The organism is Candidatus Defluviibacterium haderslevense, assembly GCA_016712225.1.
GTDB lineage: Bacteria > Bacteroidota > Bacteroidia > Chitinophagales > Saprospiraceae > Vicinibacter > Vicinibacter haderslevensis.
In genome coordinates, this window is the sequence record JADJRL010000003.1 from 1,210,386 (window position 1) to 1,224,857 (window position 14,472).

Annotated in this window: 12 protein-coding genes; 6 read left to right on the forward strand and 6 right to left on the reverse strand. The window is 33.5% G+C overall.

Annotated elements, in window-relative coordinates:
• Positions 1–1,112: 1,112 nt before the first annotated feature.
• Both IPK88_04945 and IPK88_04950 read left to right on the forward strand, forming a co-directional pair.
• Entirely contained in the window at positions 1,113–2,690 is a 1,578-nt protein-coding gene (locus IPK88_04945; protein MBK8242752.1) for a T9SS type A sorting domain-containing protein, read from the forward strand.
• A 174-nt stretch (positions 2,691–2,864) separates the two neighbouring features.
• Positions 2,865–3,848, forward strand: coding sequence for a hypothetical protein (locus IPK88_04950; protein MBK8242753.1), 984 nt, complete (start codon positions 2,865–2,867; stop codon positions 3,846–3,848).
• A gap of 185 nt (positions 3,849–4,033) precedes the next feature.
• On the opposite strand, the gene IPK88_04955 is transcribed toward IPK88_04950, so the two are convergent.
• Positions 4,034–4,480: an SRPBCC family protein gene (locus IPK88_04955; protein ID MBK8242754.1), complete on the reverse strand. Its 447-nt coding sequence runs from the start codon at positions 4,478–4,480 to the stop codon at positions 4,034–4,036.
• Positions 4,481–4,484: 4 nt separating this feature from the next.
• Complete coding sequence (locus IPK88_04960) at positions 4,485–4,856, reverse strand: VOC family protein (GenBank protein MBK8242755.1); 372 nt, start codon at positions 4,854–4,856, stop codon at positions 4,485–4,487.
• 176 nt (positions 4,857–5,032) lie between these two features.
• Between IPK88_04960 and IPK88_04965 the strand changes: the two genes are divergently transcribed.
• A complete protein-coding gene (locus IPK88_04965) occupies positions 5,033–5,362 on the forward strand; it encodes a helix-turn-helix transcriptional regulator (GenBank protein MBK8242756.1) in 330 nt (109 codons plus the stop codon).
• 109 nt (positions 5,363–5,471) lie between these two features.
• On the opposite strand, the gene IPK88_04970 is transcribed toward IPK88_04965, so the two are convergent.
• Together IPK88_04970 and IPK88_04975 are read right to left on the reverse strand one after the other, a co-directional pair.
• Complete coding sequence (locus IPK88_04970; protein ID MBK8242757.1) at positions 5,472–6,161, reverse strand: T9SS type A sorting domain-containing protein; 690 nt, start codon at positions 6,159–6,161, stop codon at positions 5,472–5,474.
• 34 nt (positions 6,162–6,195) lie between these two features.
• Complete coding sequence (locus tag IPK88_04975; GenBank protein MBK8242758.1) at positions 6,196–6,888, reverse strand: T9SS type A sorting domain-containing protein; 693 nt, start codon at positions 6,886–6,888, stop codon at positions 6,196–6,198.
• 292 nt (positions 6,889–7,180) lie between these two features.
• Between IPK88_04975 and IPK88_04980 the strand changes: the two genes are divergently transcribed.
• Together IPK88_04980 and IPK88_04985 are read left to right on the forward strand one after the other, a co-directional pair.
• On the forward strand, positions 7,181–8,524 hold the full coding sequence (locus tag IPK88_04980) for an NAD(P)/FAD-dependent oxidoreductase (protein ID MBK8242759.1): 1,344 nt from the start codon (positions 7,181–7,183) through the stop codon (positions 8,522–8,524).
• Positions 8,524–9,900, forward strand: coding sequence for a 4Fe-4S binding protein (locus IPK88_04985; protein MBK8242760.1), 1,377 nt, complete (start codon positions 8,524–8,526; stop codon positions 9,898–9,900). Before IPK88_04980 ends, IPK88_04985 begins: the two co-directional genes overlap by 1 nt.
• 22 nt (positions 9,901–9,922) lie before the next feature.
• Here IPK88_04985 and IPK88_04990 read toward each other — a convergent pair whose 3' ends face one another.
• Both IPK88_04990 and IPK88_04995 read right to left on the reverse strand, forming a co-directional pair.
• On the reverse strand, positions 9,923–11,347 hold the full coding sequence (locus IPK88_04990) for an MBL fold metallo-hydrolase (protein ID MBK8242761.1): 1,425 nt from the start codon (positions 11,345–11,347) through the stop codon (positions 9,923–9,925).
• A gap of 12 nt (positions 11,348–11,359) precedes the next feature.
• Positions 11,360–12,886 (reverse strand): glutamate--tRNA ligase, encoded by a 1,527-nt coding sequence (locus IPK88_04995; GenBank protein MBK8242762.1) that lies wholly within the window; start codon positions 12,884–12,886, stop codon positions 11,360–11,362.
• Positions 12,887–13,014: 128 nt separating this feature from the next.
• Between IPK88_04995 and IPK88_05000 the strand changes: the two genes are divergently transcribed.
• Complete coding sequence (locus IPK88_05000) at positions 13,015–13,659, forward strand: polysaccharide deacetylase family protein (protein ID MBK8242763.1); 645 nt, start codon at positions 13,015–13,017, stop codon at positions 13,657–13,659.
• Positions 13,660–14,472: the final 813 nt, after the last annotated feature.

Sequence of the window (14,472 nt, forward strand, 5' to 3'; positions counted from 1 at the left end):
CAAAATACAGAGCAAAGAGACCCACTCATGTTGACTCAAGTTGCGCAACACTTTGATTTTAACAAGTGCTACATGTTCCCATTCTGCTCATTTTGAAATGTTAATACTAGGATGTTTTCGATTGGCAGCTATAGGAGCATAAAGAGTGGTTTTCAACTGATCTTCTATATTATTGGTCTTGCTTGTCTTATGGTTGTTGAAATGTGATAAAAACAACAGTCAATTTTCAAAGTGCATAATTCTGAACATATTGTCCCACCCCTATTTTGAATAATCAGAAATTTGAAAAAGTCAAATGAATGTAGGATTGAAAATCTACAAGAATATAGTCATCATCAGTTTGCTGATACCTATTCAAATATACAAAATATAAAAAAATTTGTATTCAATATTCACAACAAACTTGGAGAACAAATTATTGCAAATTATTCGTCGCAAACCTCAAATACATTTAGAATATCCTTTAAGTAAGAAACAATCTAATGAATATTATCGGAGCAAGTCGTGCATCTATAATGACTATAATTCCCAAAATTGATTTTGATGGATTAAGTGAATTTGCTTGATCAAAACAATTTAATTTATAACATTGATTGGTATAAACAGTAAAATAATTAGATAAAATAATAAGTTCTTGAAGACCAAGTTCAGTATATTAATTTTCATTTAAACTTAGGAATACTACAAACACAATTTGAAATTAAAAATCGAGTTAATTAATTCACTTTTTTTAAAAAAATGGCATTCTGCAAAGAGAGAGGAAAAACAGTTAATTCAAATGCAAGAAAAATGATTATGCCTATTTGGAAAAAGACAACATTAGTACAATCACACCAAACTTGCATAATGGAGAATATTCTAATGTAAGACCAAAATAATTCAATTTATTAAATATAAAACCAATCAAAATTAATATCATTGACCTAGTTCTTTATTTTTAGATTCAGGCAATTAGGTAAATGGAATATTTTTTTAACTTTATAAAATTTCAAAAAGAGTTAACTCATTTCATTTCGAGGTCAATGCCATAAAAAAGGGGATCCGAAAGCAAATAATAATATTAAAAATAAATCGTTCCTAAATAATATCTTCAAGATAAAATAAATAACACCATGAAACCACAAATTACTATTATTACAAAAATGTTAATACTTGCAGTATGTTTCGCATTGTTTAATACTTTATACTCTCAGTCTGTTTCATTAGACCTTAGCTTTGATAATGATGGCAAGGTCGTTACAGCTGTCGGTAATTATGATAATTATGGTTACTCAATAGCCATACAAAGTGATGGTAAAATTTTGGTAGTTGGTTATTCCAACAATGGTTCTAATGAGGATTTTACTTTAATACGTTATAATACAAATGGCAGCTTAGATAGTAGCTTTAATTCAAATGGAATAGTGATAACAGATTTTGGATTTGATGATTATGGACGTTCAATATCTTTGCAAAGTGATGGCAAAATTGTAGTAGCGGGTTATAGCAACAATGGTTCTAACTATGATTTTGCTTTGTTACGTTACAATACAAATGGCAGCCTAGACAGCAGCTTTGATGCAGATGGAAAAGTGATTACATCTTTTGGAACTTCTAATGATTATGGAAATTCATTAACCATACAAAGTGATGGCAAAATTGTTGTGGCAGGAGAAAGTAGAAATGAATCTTATAGTGATTTTGCTTTAGTTCGTTATAACACAAATGGCAGCCTAGACAGCAGCTTTGATTCGGATGGAAAAGTGACTACAATTGTTAATGGTAGTGCTTTAAATGGTGCATATTCTGTTGTCATACAGAGTGATGGCAAAATTGTAGCGGCTGGATATAGTGGACATAAACAGAATGGCACTGATTTTCGTTTTGCTTTAGTGCGTTACAACATAAATGGCAGTTTAGACAACAGCTTTGATAAAGATGGAAAAGTAACCACAGATATTGGTACTTTTGGTGATCTTGCATATTCTATTGTTATACAAAGTGATGGTAAAATTGTAGCGGCTGGATATAGCGGAAATGGTTCTAATCTTGATTTTGCTTTAGTACGTTTTAACACAAATGGCAGTTTAGACAACAACTTTGGTACAGATGGAAAAGTGACTACGGCTGTTGGAAATTCAAAAGATGTTGCACATTCAATTGTTATACAAAGTGATAACAAAATTATTGCAGCGGGTCAAAGCAACCATAGTTTTGCTTTAATGCGTTACAACACTGATGGCAGTTTAGATAACATCTTTGATACAGATGGAAAAGTGTTTACAGATATTGGAAATGGTGATGATGGTGCATTTTCTATTGCCATACAGAATGATGGTAAAATTGTTGCAGCGGGTTTTAGCAACAATGGCCCTGTGCATTATTATCCTACACATATAGCAGTAGTTAGATATAATAATACCAACAGTGTATCAATAAATGAGACTGCTGGTTATTCTAAAGAAATGTTTGTTTTTCCCAATCCTTTTTCTACTTATGCAACTTTACAAACTAGCAATATTTTGAAAAATCCTAGATTGACATTCTATAACTTATACGGACAATCAGTAAAACAAATAACTTCCTTAACTATCAAATTTGGCAATACAATTAGTTTTAACCGTGACAATTTACCAAACGGAACATATTTCATTCAGTTAATTGATGACAATCAAATAATTTCGACAAATAAACTTGTTATCACAGATTAATCCTAACTATCGACACAATATTCGATAAAAAGAAAGCAATCCTTTAGCCGATTTGGGGAATTTTTTATATCTTCAACTTCCAGAATTAATTAAACTAATTGGCTTTCTTTATCCTGCATTCTTTTAAAAAAATGTTTGCACAGATTTCATAAAAAAAAGTAACAATAAAAAAACATGAAACAAACAATTTTAATTATCACATTTTTCTTATTGGCTAAGCTGACTTTCGGCCAGAATACACCAAATGAATACTCTAACTTGGTGAGAATTGCTGACTCACTTTACAACTCAAAAGATTTTAGAAAATCGGGTGACAAATATTCCGAAGCTTTCAAAGTAAACTCCTGGAAAGGGTTATCCAATGACAGGTATAATGCTGCCTGTTCTTGGGCAATGGCATCAGTGCCGGATAGTGCGTTCTATCAACTTGAAAGAATTGCTTACCAAATGAATTATATAAACTATAGTCATATAACAACAGACCCTGATTTGAACTCATTGCACAATGATAACAGATGGGAACCATTACTTGATAAAATCAAGCATAACAAAGAAATAGCAGAGGCGAACCTGAACAAACCTTTAGTTGCAATTCTTGACAGTATTTATATTGAAGATCAAAAATACAGACAACAAATTAGTGGAATCGAGAAAAAGTATGGTGGAGAATCAAAAGAAATGAAAGACCACTGGAAATTGATAAAAGAAAAGGATTCAATAAATTTAGTCAAAGTAAAAACTATGCTTGATCAATATGGGTGGTTAGGCAATGACATTATTGGTGGGCCAGGAAGCACTACTTTGTTTCTTGTAATTCAACATTCTAACCAGACGACTCAGGAAAAATATTTGCCTATGATGAGAGAGGCTGTTAAAAAAGGCAAAGCACAAGGTAGTAGCTTAGCGCTACTTGAGGACAGAGTTTTATTGGGACAAGGAAAACGCCAAATTTATGGTAGCCAAATTGCACGAGACCAAGAAACGCACTTTTATTATGTTTCACCTTTGGAAGACCCAGACCATGTAGACCAGAGAAGAGCAGAAGTTGGACTTGGGCCATTGGCAGATTATGTAAATCGTTGGCAGATTAAATGGGATATTGAACAATATAAAAAGGACTTACCAACATTAGAAGAAAAGATAAAACATAAATACTAAAACTATTATTTAAACAGAAATATAATATCATTTACAAACATTCTAGTTTAGATTTTAAATCTTTTTTGTCAATGTCAATTTTGTCCTGATTAAAAAAGTTAAACCACCTAACATGTAAACTTTATCGATGTTAGGTGGCTCATCGTATTTTCCACTTACTTGATTTGCGAATTAACAAGATGAAGTTAATTTTTTTCAGCGTATGTTTTTAGTCCATTTAGAAACAGGTTAATTCCTGAATTAAATTGTTTGCCAATCATTATTTTATCCATAAGCTCACCAATTAAACCAAACTTTACTGTGTATTCCATGACTTGTTGAACTTTGGTTTGGTTCCCGATTATTTCAAAACTGTATGTGTGTTTTAATCTTTTGATAGGAAAAGAACAGTCTGTCAATTGATAAACCAGTTTTTCATTTGGATTGAATTCGGTAATCATTTCGTCAAACCAATTTTTGCCATCTTGCATTAAAACTTTTCTTTTTGCATGTAACCCCGTTTTTATCTCGGAAATTAAAGTTGCTTTTTTTACGGTAGGGTCGGTTTTATCCAACAATTCTAGATCAGTAAGAATGTTCCATATTCTGCCAATAGGTGCGTCAATAGTTATGGAATTAATCAAAGTACTCATCGTCTTATTTCATTGAATGTAAAGCAATCTTATTTCCTTCAGTGTCTAAAAATATCGCCATAAAACCATTTCCGCCAATTGAGGTTTTTGGCAATAGAATTTTACCTCCCGCCTGTTCAACTTTTGATAAAGGACCATTCAAGTCTTCTCCCCCATTCAAATATATTAACACTCCTTCTGCAGATGGCACATACCCATCTCCTTGTACTATTCCGCCGCCTATACCCCCATTTTGCATATCCGCTGGTAACATTCCATACTTAAATAAAGGGTGTGGCATCTCTGAAATTTCAGCGCCATAAAGCGTGCCATAAAATTTTTTTGCTCTTGCGAAATCAGTAACTGGGATTTCGAACCAATTAATTGCATTTGTCATTTTTTGTTTTTTAAAGATTTGATCAGCAAAGATACACAACTACTTGTAATTTGCAAGTAGTTATTTTATTATATATTTGCATTGTGAAACAAATCGTTAGAAAGTCAGATTGTCCGATAAATTTTGCCTTAGAAATTTTTGGGGATAGGTGGACTTTTCTTATTGTCAGAGATCTAATGTTCAAGGGCAAGCATTACTATGGTGAATTTCTCACCTCCGAAGAGAACATTGCAACCAATATTCTTGCAGATAGATTGGCATTATTGGAAATGAATGGCATAGTCAATAAATCAAGTGACCCAAGCCATAAGCAAAAAATTATTTATCGGCTTACACCAAAAGGAATTGACCTCATTCCTATCCTAATAGAAGTCATCATGTGGTCAGCCAAATATGACAAGGATACTGCCGTAGATTTGAACTTTGTTAAAAGCGTTGAACAGGATAAAGTAGGCCTTATCGCTCAATTAACCAGTCGACTTATCGAAGATTTAAATAATGTTTAAACACTATTAATACATAATCAGAAGCGTTTAAATTCATATCCATAGCAAAATAACATTTGAATAAATAAGAGGCAGATTTAGAATCTGAATTAATTAATTGTCAGTCCTTTTAAGATCTTGGACCTTGCTTTTGGATTCGTAATATTGCAATTACCTGCTTATTTAAACCTATAATTTTGACAGAATAAATACCATCTTTCAATTGACTTATATCATAAGATTCAAATGTTGGATAAGATGCTATCTTTTGTCCTAATATATCGTACAATTCTACTTGGGTTAAAATAGTATTAGTCGCAATTGAAAATACACTGGCAGTTGGATTGGGATACATCTTTAATGAAATAGTCTTTGTTTCATGATTGGACAAAACCATGTTGAACAAATAATCAATCTTTAATCTATTGGTGGTGTCGCCTTTTTCAAAAACCCACAGGACTACATGGGCTCCACCCTGAATGCCATTCGTTTCAAAATGAACATCCATATTGACCGAGCTATCTACTAATAATACATTGGGTAATTTATCCGGACAATCTACAATTTTTGGAGTATAACAATTATTATTATCACATACATAAGATTGCCAACCTAAGGGAATGCTAACATCCACTTTACTCCACATGATTTCTTGAAGTTCTTGGACCTTGTTTATGATCTTATTGTGACAATAATAATCAGCGTTCTTAATAATCTGACTTTCGGCAATGTAACATGGATTGAATGCGGAATTAAAACGTATCTGGCCTAGACTCATTGTCCCCACAAAACAAAACAATATAAAATGTATTGATTTCACAGGATCATTAATACGATTAAAAATTTAGTTCCTATTACGCCCTAGGAGACCTTTTCTGTAGTCGAACCGTGCGAAGTAATTGATCATTTGGACCAATCAGTTTAACAAGGTATATACCATCTACTAAATTACTGATATCATAACTCTTGAAATGACCTGCATTAAAGGAAACCACTTTCTTTCCAAGTATGGAATACAATTCAACTCTGGTTAATCCTGTATTGTATTCTACTGTGAATGCATTGGAGGCAGGATTTGGATACATCTTAATGGCTATATTCTTAACCTCATTGTTGGAAACGGTTTTATTGAATAGGTAATCTATCTTTAATTTTTTGGTGGTATCATCTTTCTCATTGACCCAAATTACAACATGAGCCCCGCCCTGGGTACCATCAGTTTGAAAATGTACATCCATATTAACTGTGCTATCTACCAATACTTCATTAGCTGCGTCTTCCGGACATTTAACAACAGCAGGTGAATAACATTGATTATTATCACACACATATGAATCCCAAAACAATGGCATTAAGAGATTCTCCTTTGCCCATAAAACTAAAATAGGTCGTTTCGTATGGTTGCGTATTTTGTTATGACAGTACTGATCCTTTGATGCATCCACTTTTTCTTCGAGCTTACAAGGATTAAATTCGGAACTAAAACGTTCTTGAGAAAAGCCCAAAGACATTGATAAACAAAACAAAATGGTAAATATTCTTGCCATAACCTTATTATTTAGCGTACTGAAGGGTAAAGTTAAACTATATTATTTAAAAAATCGATATTTCATTATAATTTATTAGAGAAATAATTTGCACTAAAAATTGTAATTTTAAATATAAATAATTGAATTACAATATTATATATATATTAATTAAATTTAGTTTAATGTACTTTATTACATATTATACAACGTCTGATGGGTAAAAATGTAAGTTTCGGAAGTAATACATGTATATTTATTCCGCTTATAATTCCAAAATCCTACCTTTACTAAGCTTTTATCAAATCAGTACATGGCAAGAATATTCATTATTGGAAATGGTATTTCTGGAGTTACTGCTGCCAGACACATCCGGAAATTATCTAACCATGATATAACGATTATTTCTTCAGAATCAAGCCATTTCTTTGCACGTACAGCACTTATGTATGTCTACATGGGCCATATGCGTTTTAAAGATATCAAACCCTATGAGGATGGATTTTGGAAAAAAAACCGCATAGAATTACTTCACGATAGCGTGATCGGAATCGAATTTATTTCTAAATCATTGACCCTTGAATCTGGATTAAAACTGCATTATGATCAATTAATACTAGCCACAGGATCTATACCCAATAAAATGGGATGGCCAGGTCAAGATCTTCAAGGTGTGAGTGGACTGTATCACCTGCAAGATCTGGAAATGATGGAACAATACAGCAAAAATTGCTCGCGTGCTGTAATTGTAGGAGGAGGCTTAATTGGAATTGAGATGGCAGAGATGTTTCATTCCAGGCACATTCCTGTAACCCTTGTCGTTAGAGAAAAAGAGTATTGGTATAATATTCTACCTCCAGAGGAAGCCGCCATGATCTCCAGACATATTCATGAACACAACATCGACCTAAAATTAAATTGTGAGCTTACAGAAATTCTGGATAATGGTCAAGGAGAAGCAGCAGGAGTAGTTCTATCAAACGGAGAACAAATAGAATGCAATTATGTAGGATTGACTGTGGGTGTTAAGCCAAATATAGAATTTCTAAAAAACACAGCACTGGAAACGGATCGAGGTATTTTAGTGAATGAACAACTTGAAACCAATATAGCTGATGTTTACGCTATTGGTGATTGCGCTCAATTAAGACATGCATTATCCGGTAGAAAACCGATTGAAGCAATATGGTATACTGGTAGGATGATGGGCGAAACGGTCGCTTATAATATTTGTAAAGAACCTGTCAGTTATAATCCCGGGATTTGGTTTAATTCTGCTAAATTTCTGGATATCGAGTATCAGGTCTATGGTTTTGTCCCATCAAAAATCCAATCACCATTTAATAGTTTTTATTGGGAGCATACTGATGGCAAAAAAAGTATTCGATTGGTTTTTAATATTGAAACCAGTGAAATTCTAGGCTTTAATTTAATGGGCATAAGATTTAGACATGAAGTCTGTGAAACATGGATCTCAAAAAAAACTGGGTTGAATGATGTAGTCCAAAATATTCGTCTGGCGTTTTTTGATCCTGAATTTTATAAAAATTATGAAGTATCTTTTGTTGAATCATTCAATCAACAATTCAATCAACAAATTATTTTAAATAAAAATAAAACATTGAATCATGTTTTCAAATTTCTAACACAAAAATAATGATGAACCATTCCAATATCATTCGTTCAAAATCATTGATCCGTTCAAAATTTCAGGTCATTTTAATTACAATTGGGCTAGGAATTTTATTAGGCATTTTTTGTCTCGCACAATTTACCCAATTAGTAAGTTTTGGATTATTAGTCAGTTTACTTTTAGGTATATCATTAATCATTATTTATTATTCCAAAACCTTGTATGCAAACTTACCCGAAGGAATTAAAAACAACGGTGTTTGGACAGGAACTTTGACTGGAAGAGGAGTTTCAGCATGGATACTTGGTGTTGTGTTAACTTGCTTTTATATACTACTATATTGGTTTCCACATATACTGGGCCTATCCACATCAGGCAATACTGGAATCATTGGTTTCTTTGATCCATTAAGTCAATTTTTTAAAAATCAGCCGGCAAGTGAATGGTTCGTTTACGGTACTTTGTATACACTGGCAATTATACTTTTTGGAATAAAGTTTATTTGGAAATATCGCCACAATAAATATCAATTATTAAGAACCATTTCAGTTATTTTTTTTCAAACAGCTTTTGCTTTTTTACTTCCTGAATTCATGTTGCGATTGAACTTGCCCTTCAATGATTTTAAAAACATGTGGCCTCTGAATTATTATTTTTTTGATTCCTGGCATCTTGAAGAATTAATGCATGCTGGAAATATTGGATGGTTTATGCTCATTTGGGGCTTAGCCATGATTTTTCTGATTTCTCCAATACTTACTTACTTATACGGTAAACGCTGGTATTGCAGTTGGGTGTGTGGATGTGGTGGTTTAGCTGAAACGGCAGGAGATTCGTTTAGACATTTATCCGATAAATCAATTAAAGCATGGAATTTGGAACGCTATTTAATTTATAGTGTATTGCTCATTTCTGTAATCATGACTGTCGGTGTACTATATTCATATAAAACAGGTGTAAATACCTTATTAGGAATCAACACTTATGAATTGCGAAAGTGGTATGGTTTTATCATTGGAGCTGCTTTTTCTGGTGTGATCGGAGTAGGCTTTTATCCATTATTAGGAAGTCGTGTCTGGTGCAGGTTTGGTTGTCCGATGGCAGCAATACTTGGAATACAGCAGAAATTTTTCTCACGATTCCGGATCACAACCAATGGTGGACAATGTATTACTTGTGGTAATTGTTCCACCTATTGTGAAATGGGTATCGATGTCCGGGCTTATGCACAACGTGGTCAGAATATAGTTCGAGCTTCGTGCGTAGGCTGCGGAATTTGTGCTGCTGTATGCCCACGAGGAGTCCTTAGACTTGAAAATGGTTCAGCAGATATTTCAACCCGAACTACTCAATTAAAAACCATTCACATCAGTGAAGATGCATTGAGAATTTTAAACTAACATTTATAAACTAGGCCCTTGTTTATAAATTAACTTCTTCCCCTAACGCAGGTATCTCAATATTTTTAAATCCCTCGTGTTTTAATTTGTCTTTATAAATAATTTGTGTATCCGCATCGCCATGGACTAAAAACATTCGCTGTGAAGTATTGATTTGATTAGCAAGAAAATCCAACATTTCCTTTTGATCACCATGTGCAGAAAATGAATCCATGATTTCAATTTTTGCGTTTACTTTCATTATTTCATTGAACATTTTAATTTCTGATACACCACTTCTTAAAATACCTCCGGGTGTATTCGGAGAACAGTAACCTACAAATAAAATAGTGTTATTCGGATTTGAGATATTATTGAATACATGGTGTTTGATTCGTCCCGCATTAACCATTCCTGCTGCAGAAATAATGATGCAAGGATCATTTGAGGTATTCAATTTTTTAGATTCATTGACATCGGTAATGTAATGAAGTGTATTAAAACCAAATGGATCTGGATCTTTTAATATGTATTGATGTAGATCATAATCAAAACATTCCGGATGCGTCCTGAAAATATCTGTTGCATTAACGGCTAAAGGGCTATCCACATAAACAGGAATATTCGGTAAGCGCATTTCATGTTCCAATTGATCTAGAATATAAACTATTTCCTGGGTTCTTCCAAGACTAAAAGCTGGTATAATAACTTTACCTTTTTGCTGAATACAAGTCTGATTAATAATATCCAAGAATCTGTTTTTTTCTGCAGGTTTTTCTATGTGAAGTCGATCTCCATAAGTCGATTCTGTTAATACGATATCAGAAGGCAACATGGGATGTGGATCACTCAGTATCGGTCGATTTGGTCGTCCAATATCTCCAGAAAAAGCAAGCCTCAAATCATCACCACCATGTTTAATTCTAAGGTTGACACTTGCAGAACCTAAGATATGCCCTGCATCAGTGAACAATAAATGAATGCCGGGTGAAATTTCAATGAGTTGATCATAAGACATGCCAACAAATAATTTTAAAGCATTGACTACATCCTGAGAATTATATATTGGAACGCGTTCTTCTAATTTGCCCTTATAATTTTTATTAGTTCGGAGTTTAGCCAACATTTTTTCATTGTGAAATTGTGCATCTCGTTCTTGAATGTGGGCTGTATCCATCAACATAATTGAAGCTAAATCTCGTGTTGCATGGGTACTAAATATATTACCTCTAAATCCATCTTTTACTAATTTTGGAATCCGTCCACAATGATCAATATGGGCATGGGATAATATTAATAAATCAATCTCTTTAGGATCAAAAAACCAAGTCGAATTAAGTTCCTCGAGATTATCGACATCACCTTGAAATAAACCACAATCCAATAGTATTTTAAAACCATTCTCTAAGGTTAATAAATGACTACTTCCAGTTACTTCTTGCGCTGCGCCACAAAATTTAATTTTCATTTGTACGAAATTTTAATTGCTATTTAATGATGTTATCCCATTTTGAATTCTAAGAATAACTTGTTCTCTTCCTAAAGAAATAAGCATTTTATAAATATCCGGCCCCGTAGGAATTCCTGATAACATGACCCTTAATGTTGGCAAGACATCTCCCATTTTATATTGATAATCTGTCATAAATTGTTTAATTATTGGTTCTAAAACTTCTTGGTTCCAAAATTCCAAACCTCCTAATATTTGAACTAAATTTTGATAAGAAGTGGTCCACTCTGATTTCCATTTTTTTTCTTTAAAATCAGCATTATAATTCAAATTATCGTGCACCAAATAAAGGCCTTGGTGATAAAAATCTGTCAATAATACAATACGTTCTTTGTATAACGATACAATTTGCAAGGCTTGTTCATTAGTTAAATCAATATGATTGGCTTTGAATATTCTGATCACTTCGTGTTGTAAATCATTATCGGAAGTGCGCTGAATGTGTTGTTGATTAAACCATTTGGCTTTTTCATAATCGAATCGGGCACCCGATTTAACGATATGCTCTATTGAGAAATCTTGAATTAATTCTTCTAGTGAATAAAGTTCTTTTTCCGTTCCGGGGTTCCATCCCAGAAAAGCTAAAAAATTAAGCAAAGCTTCAGGTAAAAAACCGGCTTCCCTAAAACCGGAAAAAACATCATCCTCCCCTTGAATCCAATCCAATGGAAACACTGGAAATCCAAACTGTGCTCCATCTCTTTTGGATAATTTTCCATGACCATTAGGTTTAAGAATCAAAGGTAAATGAGCGAATTCGGGCATTTCTGATTCCCAACCAAAATATCGGTACAATAATACATGATGAGCCGTGCTCGATAGCCATTCTTCTCCTCTAATGACATGTGTTATTTTCATCAATCGATCATCTACCACATTTGCCATATGGTATGTAGGCAATCCATCAGATTTAATCAAAATTTTATCATCCAATTCTTCAGTGGCAAATCGCACATGTCCTCTGATTTTGTCGGTTATTTCTACTACTTCATCATTTGGGACCTTAAGTCGGATTACATAGGGCACACCGGAGTTTAACAGTTCATCAGCTTGAAGTTTATCCAGAGTTAAACTATTTCGCATAATAGATCTGGTGTTGAAATCATATTTTGGAACGGACACTCCTTCTGAAATGAACTTTGCTTTCATAGCTTCAATCTCTTCGGGCGTATCAAAAGCATAATAAGCAAAACCTTTTTGGATGAGATCCAAGGCATGCTTATGATAAATATCTTGCCTTTCAGATTGTCGATAAGGTTGATAATCACCTCCTATCCCCTGTCCTTCATCAGGATTTAAACCGACCCATTTTAATGATTCTATAATATATTCTTCGGCTCCGGGTACAAATCGAGCTTGATCGGTATCTTCGATTCTTAAAATAAAACGCCCATTTTGCTGCTTAGCAAACAGATAATTATACAAAGCTGTTCTAATTCCTCCGATATGCAATGGACCCGTAGGGCTTGGTGCAAATCTTACTCTTACTTTAGTCATTATTAATGATTTCTATTTATCTTTGCGGTTCTTTCCTAGCATCACGATTTAGGTTACCATTATGTGATTTACCTTGAATGTGATTACAGGGGGCAAAATTACATAATCCTCGATCATTATTTCTGCTGATGTATCTTAGTTACACTCCTAGATTTCTACAACAATTACTGCCGAACATGGTTTGGCGAACGGATGCAGCAAATAAAGAGCTTTTTCTAACCTTCGATGACGGCCCTATTCCTGAAATAACAGAGTGGATATTAGAAACTTTAAAGGCTTATAAGGCCAAAGCCACCTTTTTTTGTGTTGGTCAAAATATCGAACGACACCAAACCATATTTGAACAGATCAAGGCTGAAGGCCATGCCGTAGGAAGTCATACGTATAATCACCTGTCCGGATGGGCTACAGAAAATGTGGATTACATATTGAATGTTCGTAAAGCTGCCAAATTAGCCGGAACGAATCTTTTCCGTCCACCCTATGGCAGATTAAAACCCTCTCAAACCCGATTTTTAAAGCATCATTACAGAATTATCATGTGGGATGTGCTCAGTGGTGATTTTGATCCCTCCATATCTGCAGAGCAATGCTTTCAAAATGTAATAAGAAATACCATTAATGGTTCGATCATCGTGTTTCATGATAGCCTTAAATCTCAAGAAAAGGTGATGTACACCCTTCCAAAAGTCCTTGAACATTACACCAATTTGGGATATTCCTTTAATTCTTTGGACCAGTTTAATAGGATTCCAGCTACCCAATTGGCCTAAAAACATTCATTTTCTAAAAAGACCTAGTTAGTTGCAAGATTTACTTGTATGTCTAAATTTCATAAGTTATTTACTGTTGAGGTGAAATAATATGCAAATTGGGTTTCTGGATAAGATTGTCAATTTTTGACACCTGATCAAGATCATCTGCAATTTGAAACATTACCCAAAAGGTGGAAAAACTATTAAAAACCTTGTATAGCTTACTCAGGGTTATAAATAATATTTGCATAGTCATTTTAGGATTTATTTATTAACCTGTATAGCTATTTTAAGACAAGACATAGCTATTTTAGGACAAGACAACAATCGAGGAATAGTCGTGGATAAGACGTGGATAAGACGTGGTTAAGACGTGGATACTTGCGGGAGAGTTCTACTTTAGATATAGCCATTTTACATATTAATTAGATAAGATCCAACTATTACTTTAGCCTAAAATTTTAAAGATTCTAGTTACTTTTGAATTTTAGTATATGCTCACAACTGTGGAGCACTAACACAAATGAGTAATGCCAAGAATTGTAGATCATCGACAAGTAATCAATGATTTGGATATATTGCAACTTTTCAGCTGATTGAACGATCTTTGAGTTCAACATCAGTTTGACTAGGTTTAAGGTTTACTGAAGAGTTGTTGTGTGCGAGGATCATTTAGGGAGCCATACTTTTAAATGAAGCTTCAAAAAATTATTGATGGAGCCATTTTATATAAAGAATTGTTTTGAAAATGACAAATGTTGGATCAAGTGAAATTACTATGGATTTAAATTTATTATATAGCGGTTATTATCTAGCCGAAGTAAAAACTGT

What these genes read in the sequence shown, in the direction of transcription:
- IPK88_04950 (MBK8242753.1), top strand. Translation starts at nt 2,865, where the DNA reads ATGAAACAAACAATTTTAATTATCACATTTTTCTTATTGGCTAAGCTG.
- IPK88_04990 (MBK8242761.1), bottom strand. Translation starts at nt 11,347, where the DNA reads ATGAAAATTAAATTTTGTGGCGCAGCGCAAGAAGTAACTGGAAGTAGT.
- IPK88_04945 (MBK8242752.1), top strand. Translation starts at nt 1,113, where the DNA reads ATGAAACCACAAATTACTATTATTACAAAAATGTTAATACTTGCAGTA.
- IPK88_04955 (MBK8242754.1), bottom strand. Translation starts at nt 4,480, where the DNA reads ATGAGTACTTTGATTAATTCCATAACTATTGACGCACCTATTGGCAGA.
- IPK88_04995 (MBK8242762.1), bottom strand. Translation starts at nt 12,886, where the DNA reads ATGACTAAAGTAAGAGTAAGATTTGCACCAAGCCCTACGGGTCCATTG.
- IPK88_04975 (MBK8242758.1), bottom strand. Translation starts at nt 6,888, where the DNA reads ATGGCAAGAATATTTACCATTTTGTTTTGTTTATCAATGTCTTTGGGC.
- IPK88_04985 (MBK8242760.1), top strand. Translation starts at nt 8,524, where the DNA reads ATGATGAACCATTCCAATATCATTCGTTCAAAATCATTGATCCGTTCA.
- IPK88_04960 (MBK8242755.1), bottom strand. Translation starts at nt 4,856, where the DNA reads ATGACAAATGCAATTAATTGGTTCGAAATCCCAGTTACTGATTTCGCA.
- IPK88_04965 (MBK8242756.1), top strand. Translation starts at nt 5,033, where the DNA reads ATGTTCAAGGGCAAGCATTACTATGGTGAATTTCTCACCTCCGAAGAG.
- IPK88_04980 (MBK8242759.1), top strand. Translation starts at nt 7,181, where the DNA reads ATGGCAAGAATATTCATTATTGGAAATGGTATTTCTGGAGTTACTGCT.
- IPK88_05000 (MBK8242763.1), top strand. Translation starts at nt 13,015, where the DNA reads ATGTATCTTAGTTACACTCCTAGATTTCTACAACAATTACTGCCGAAC.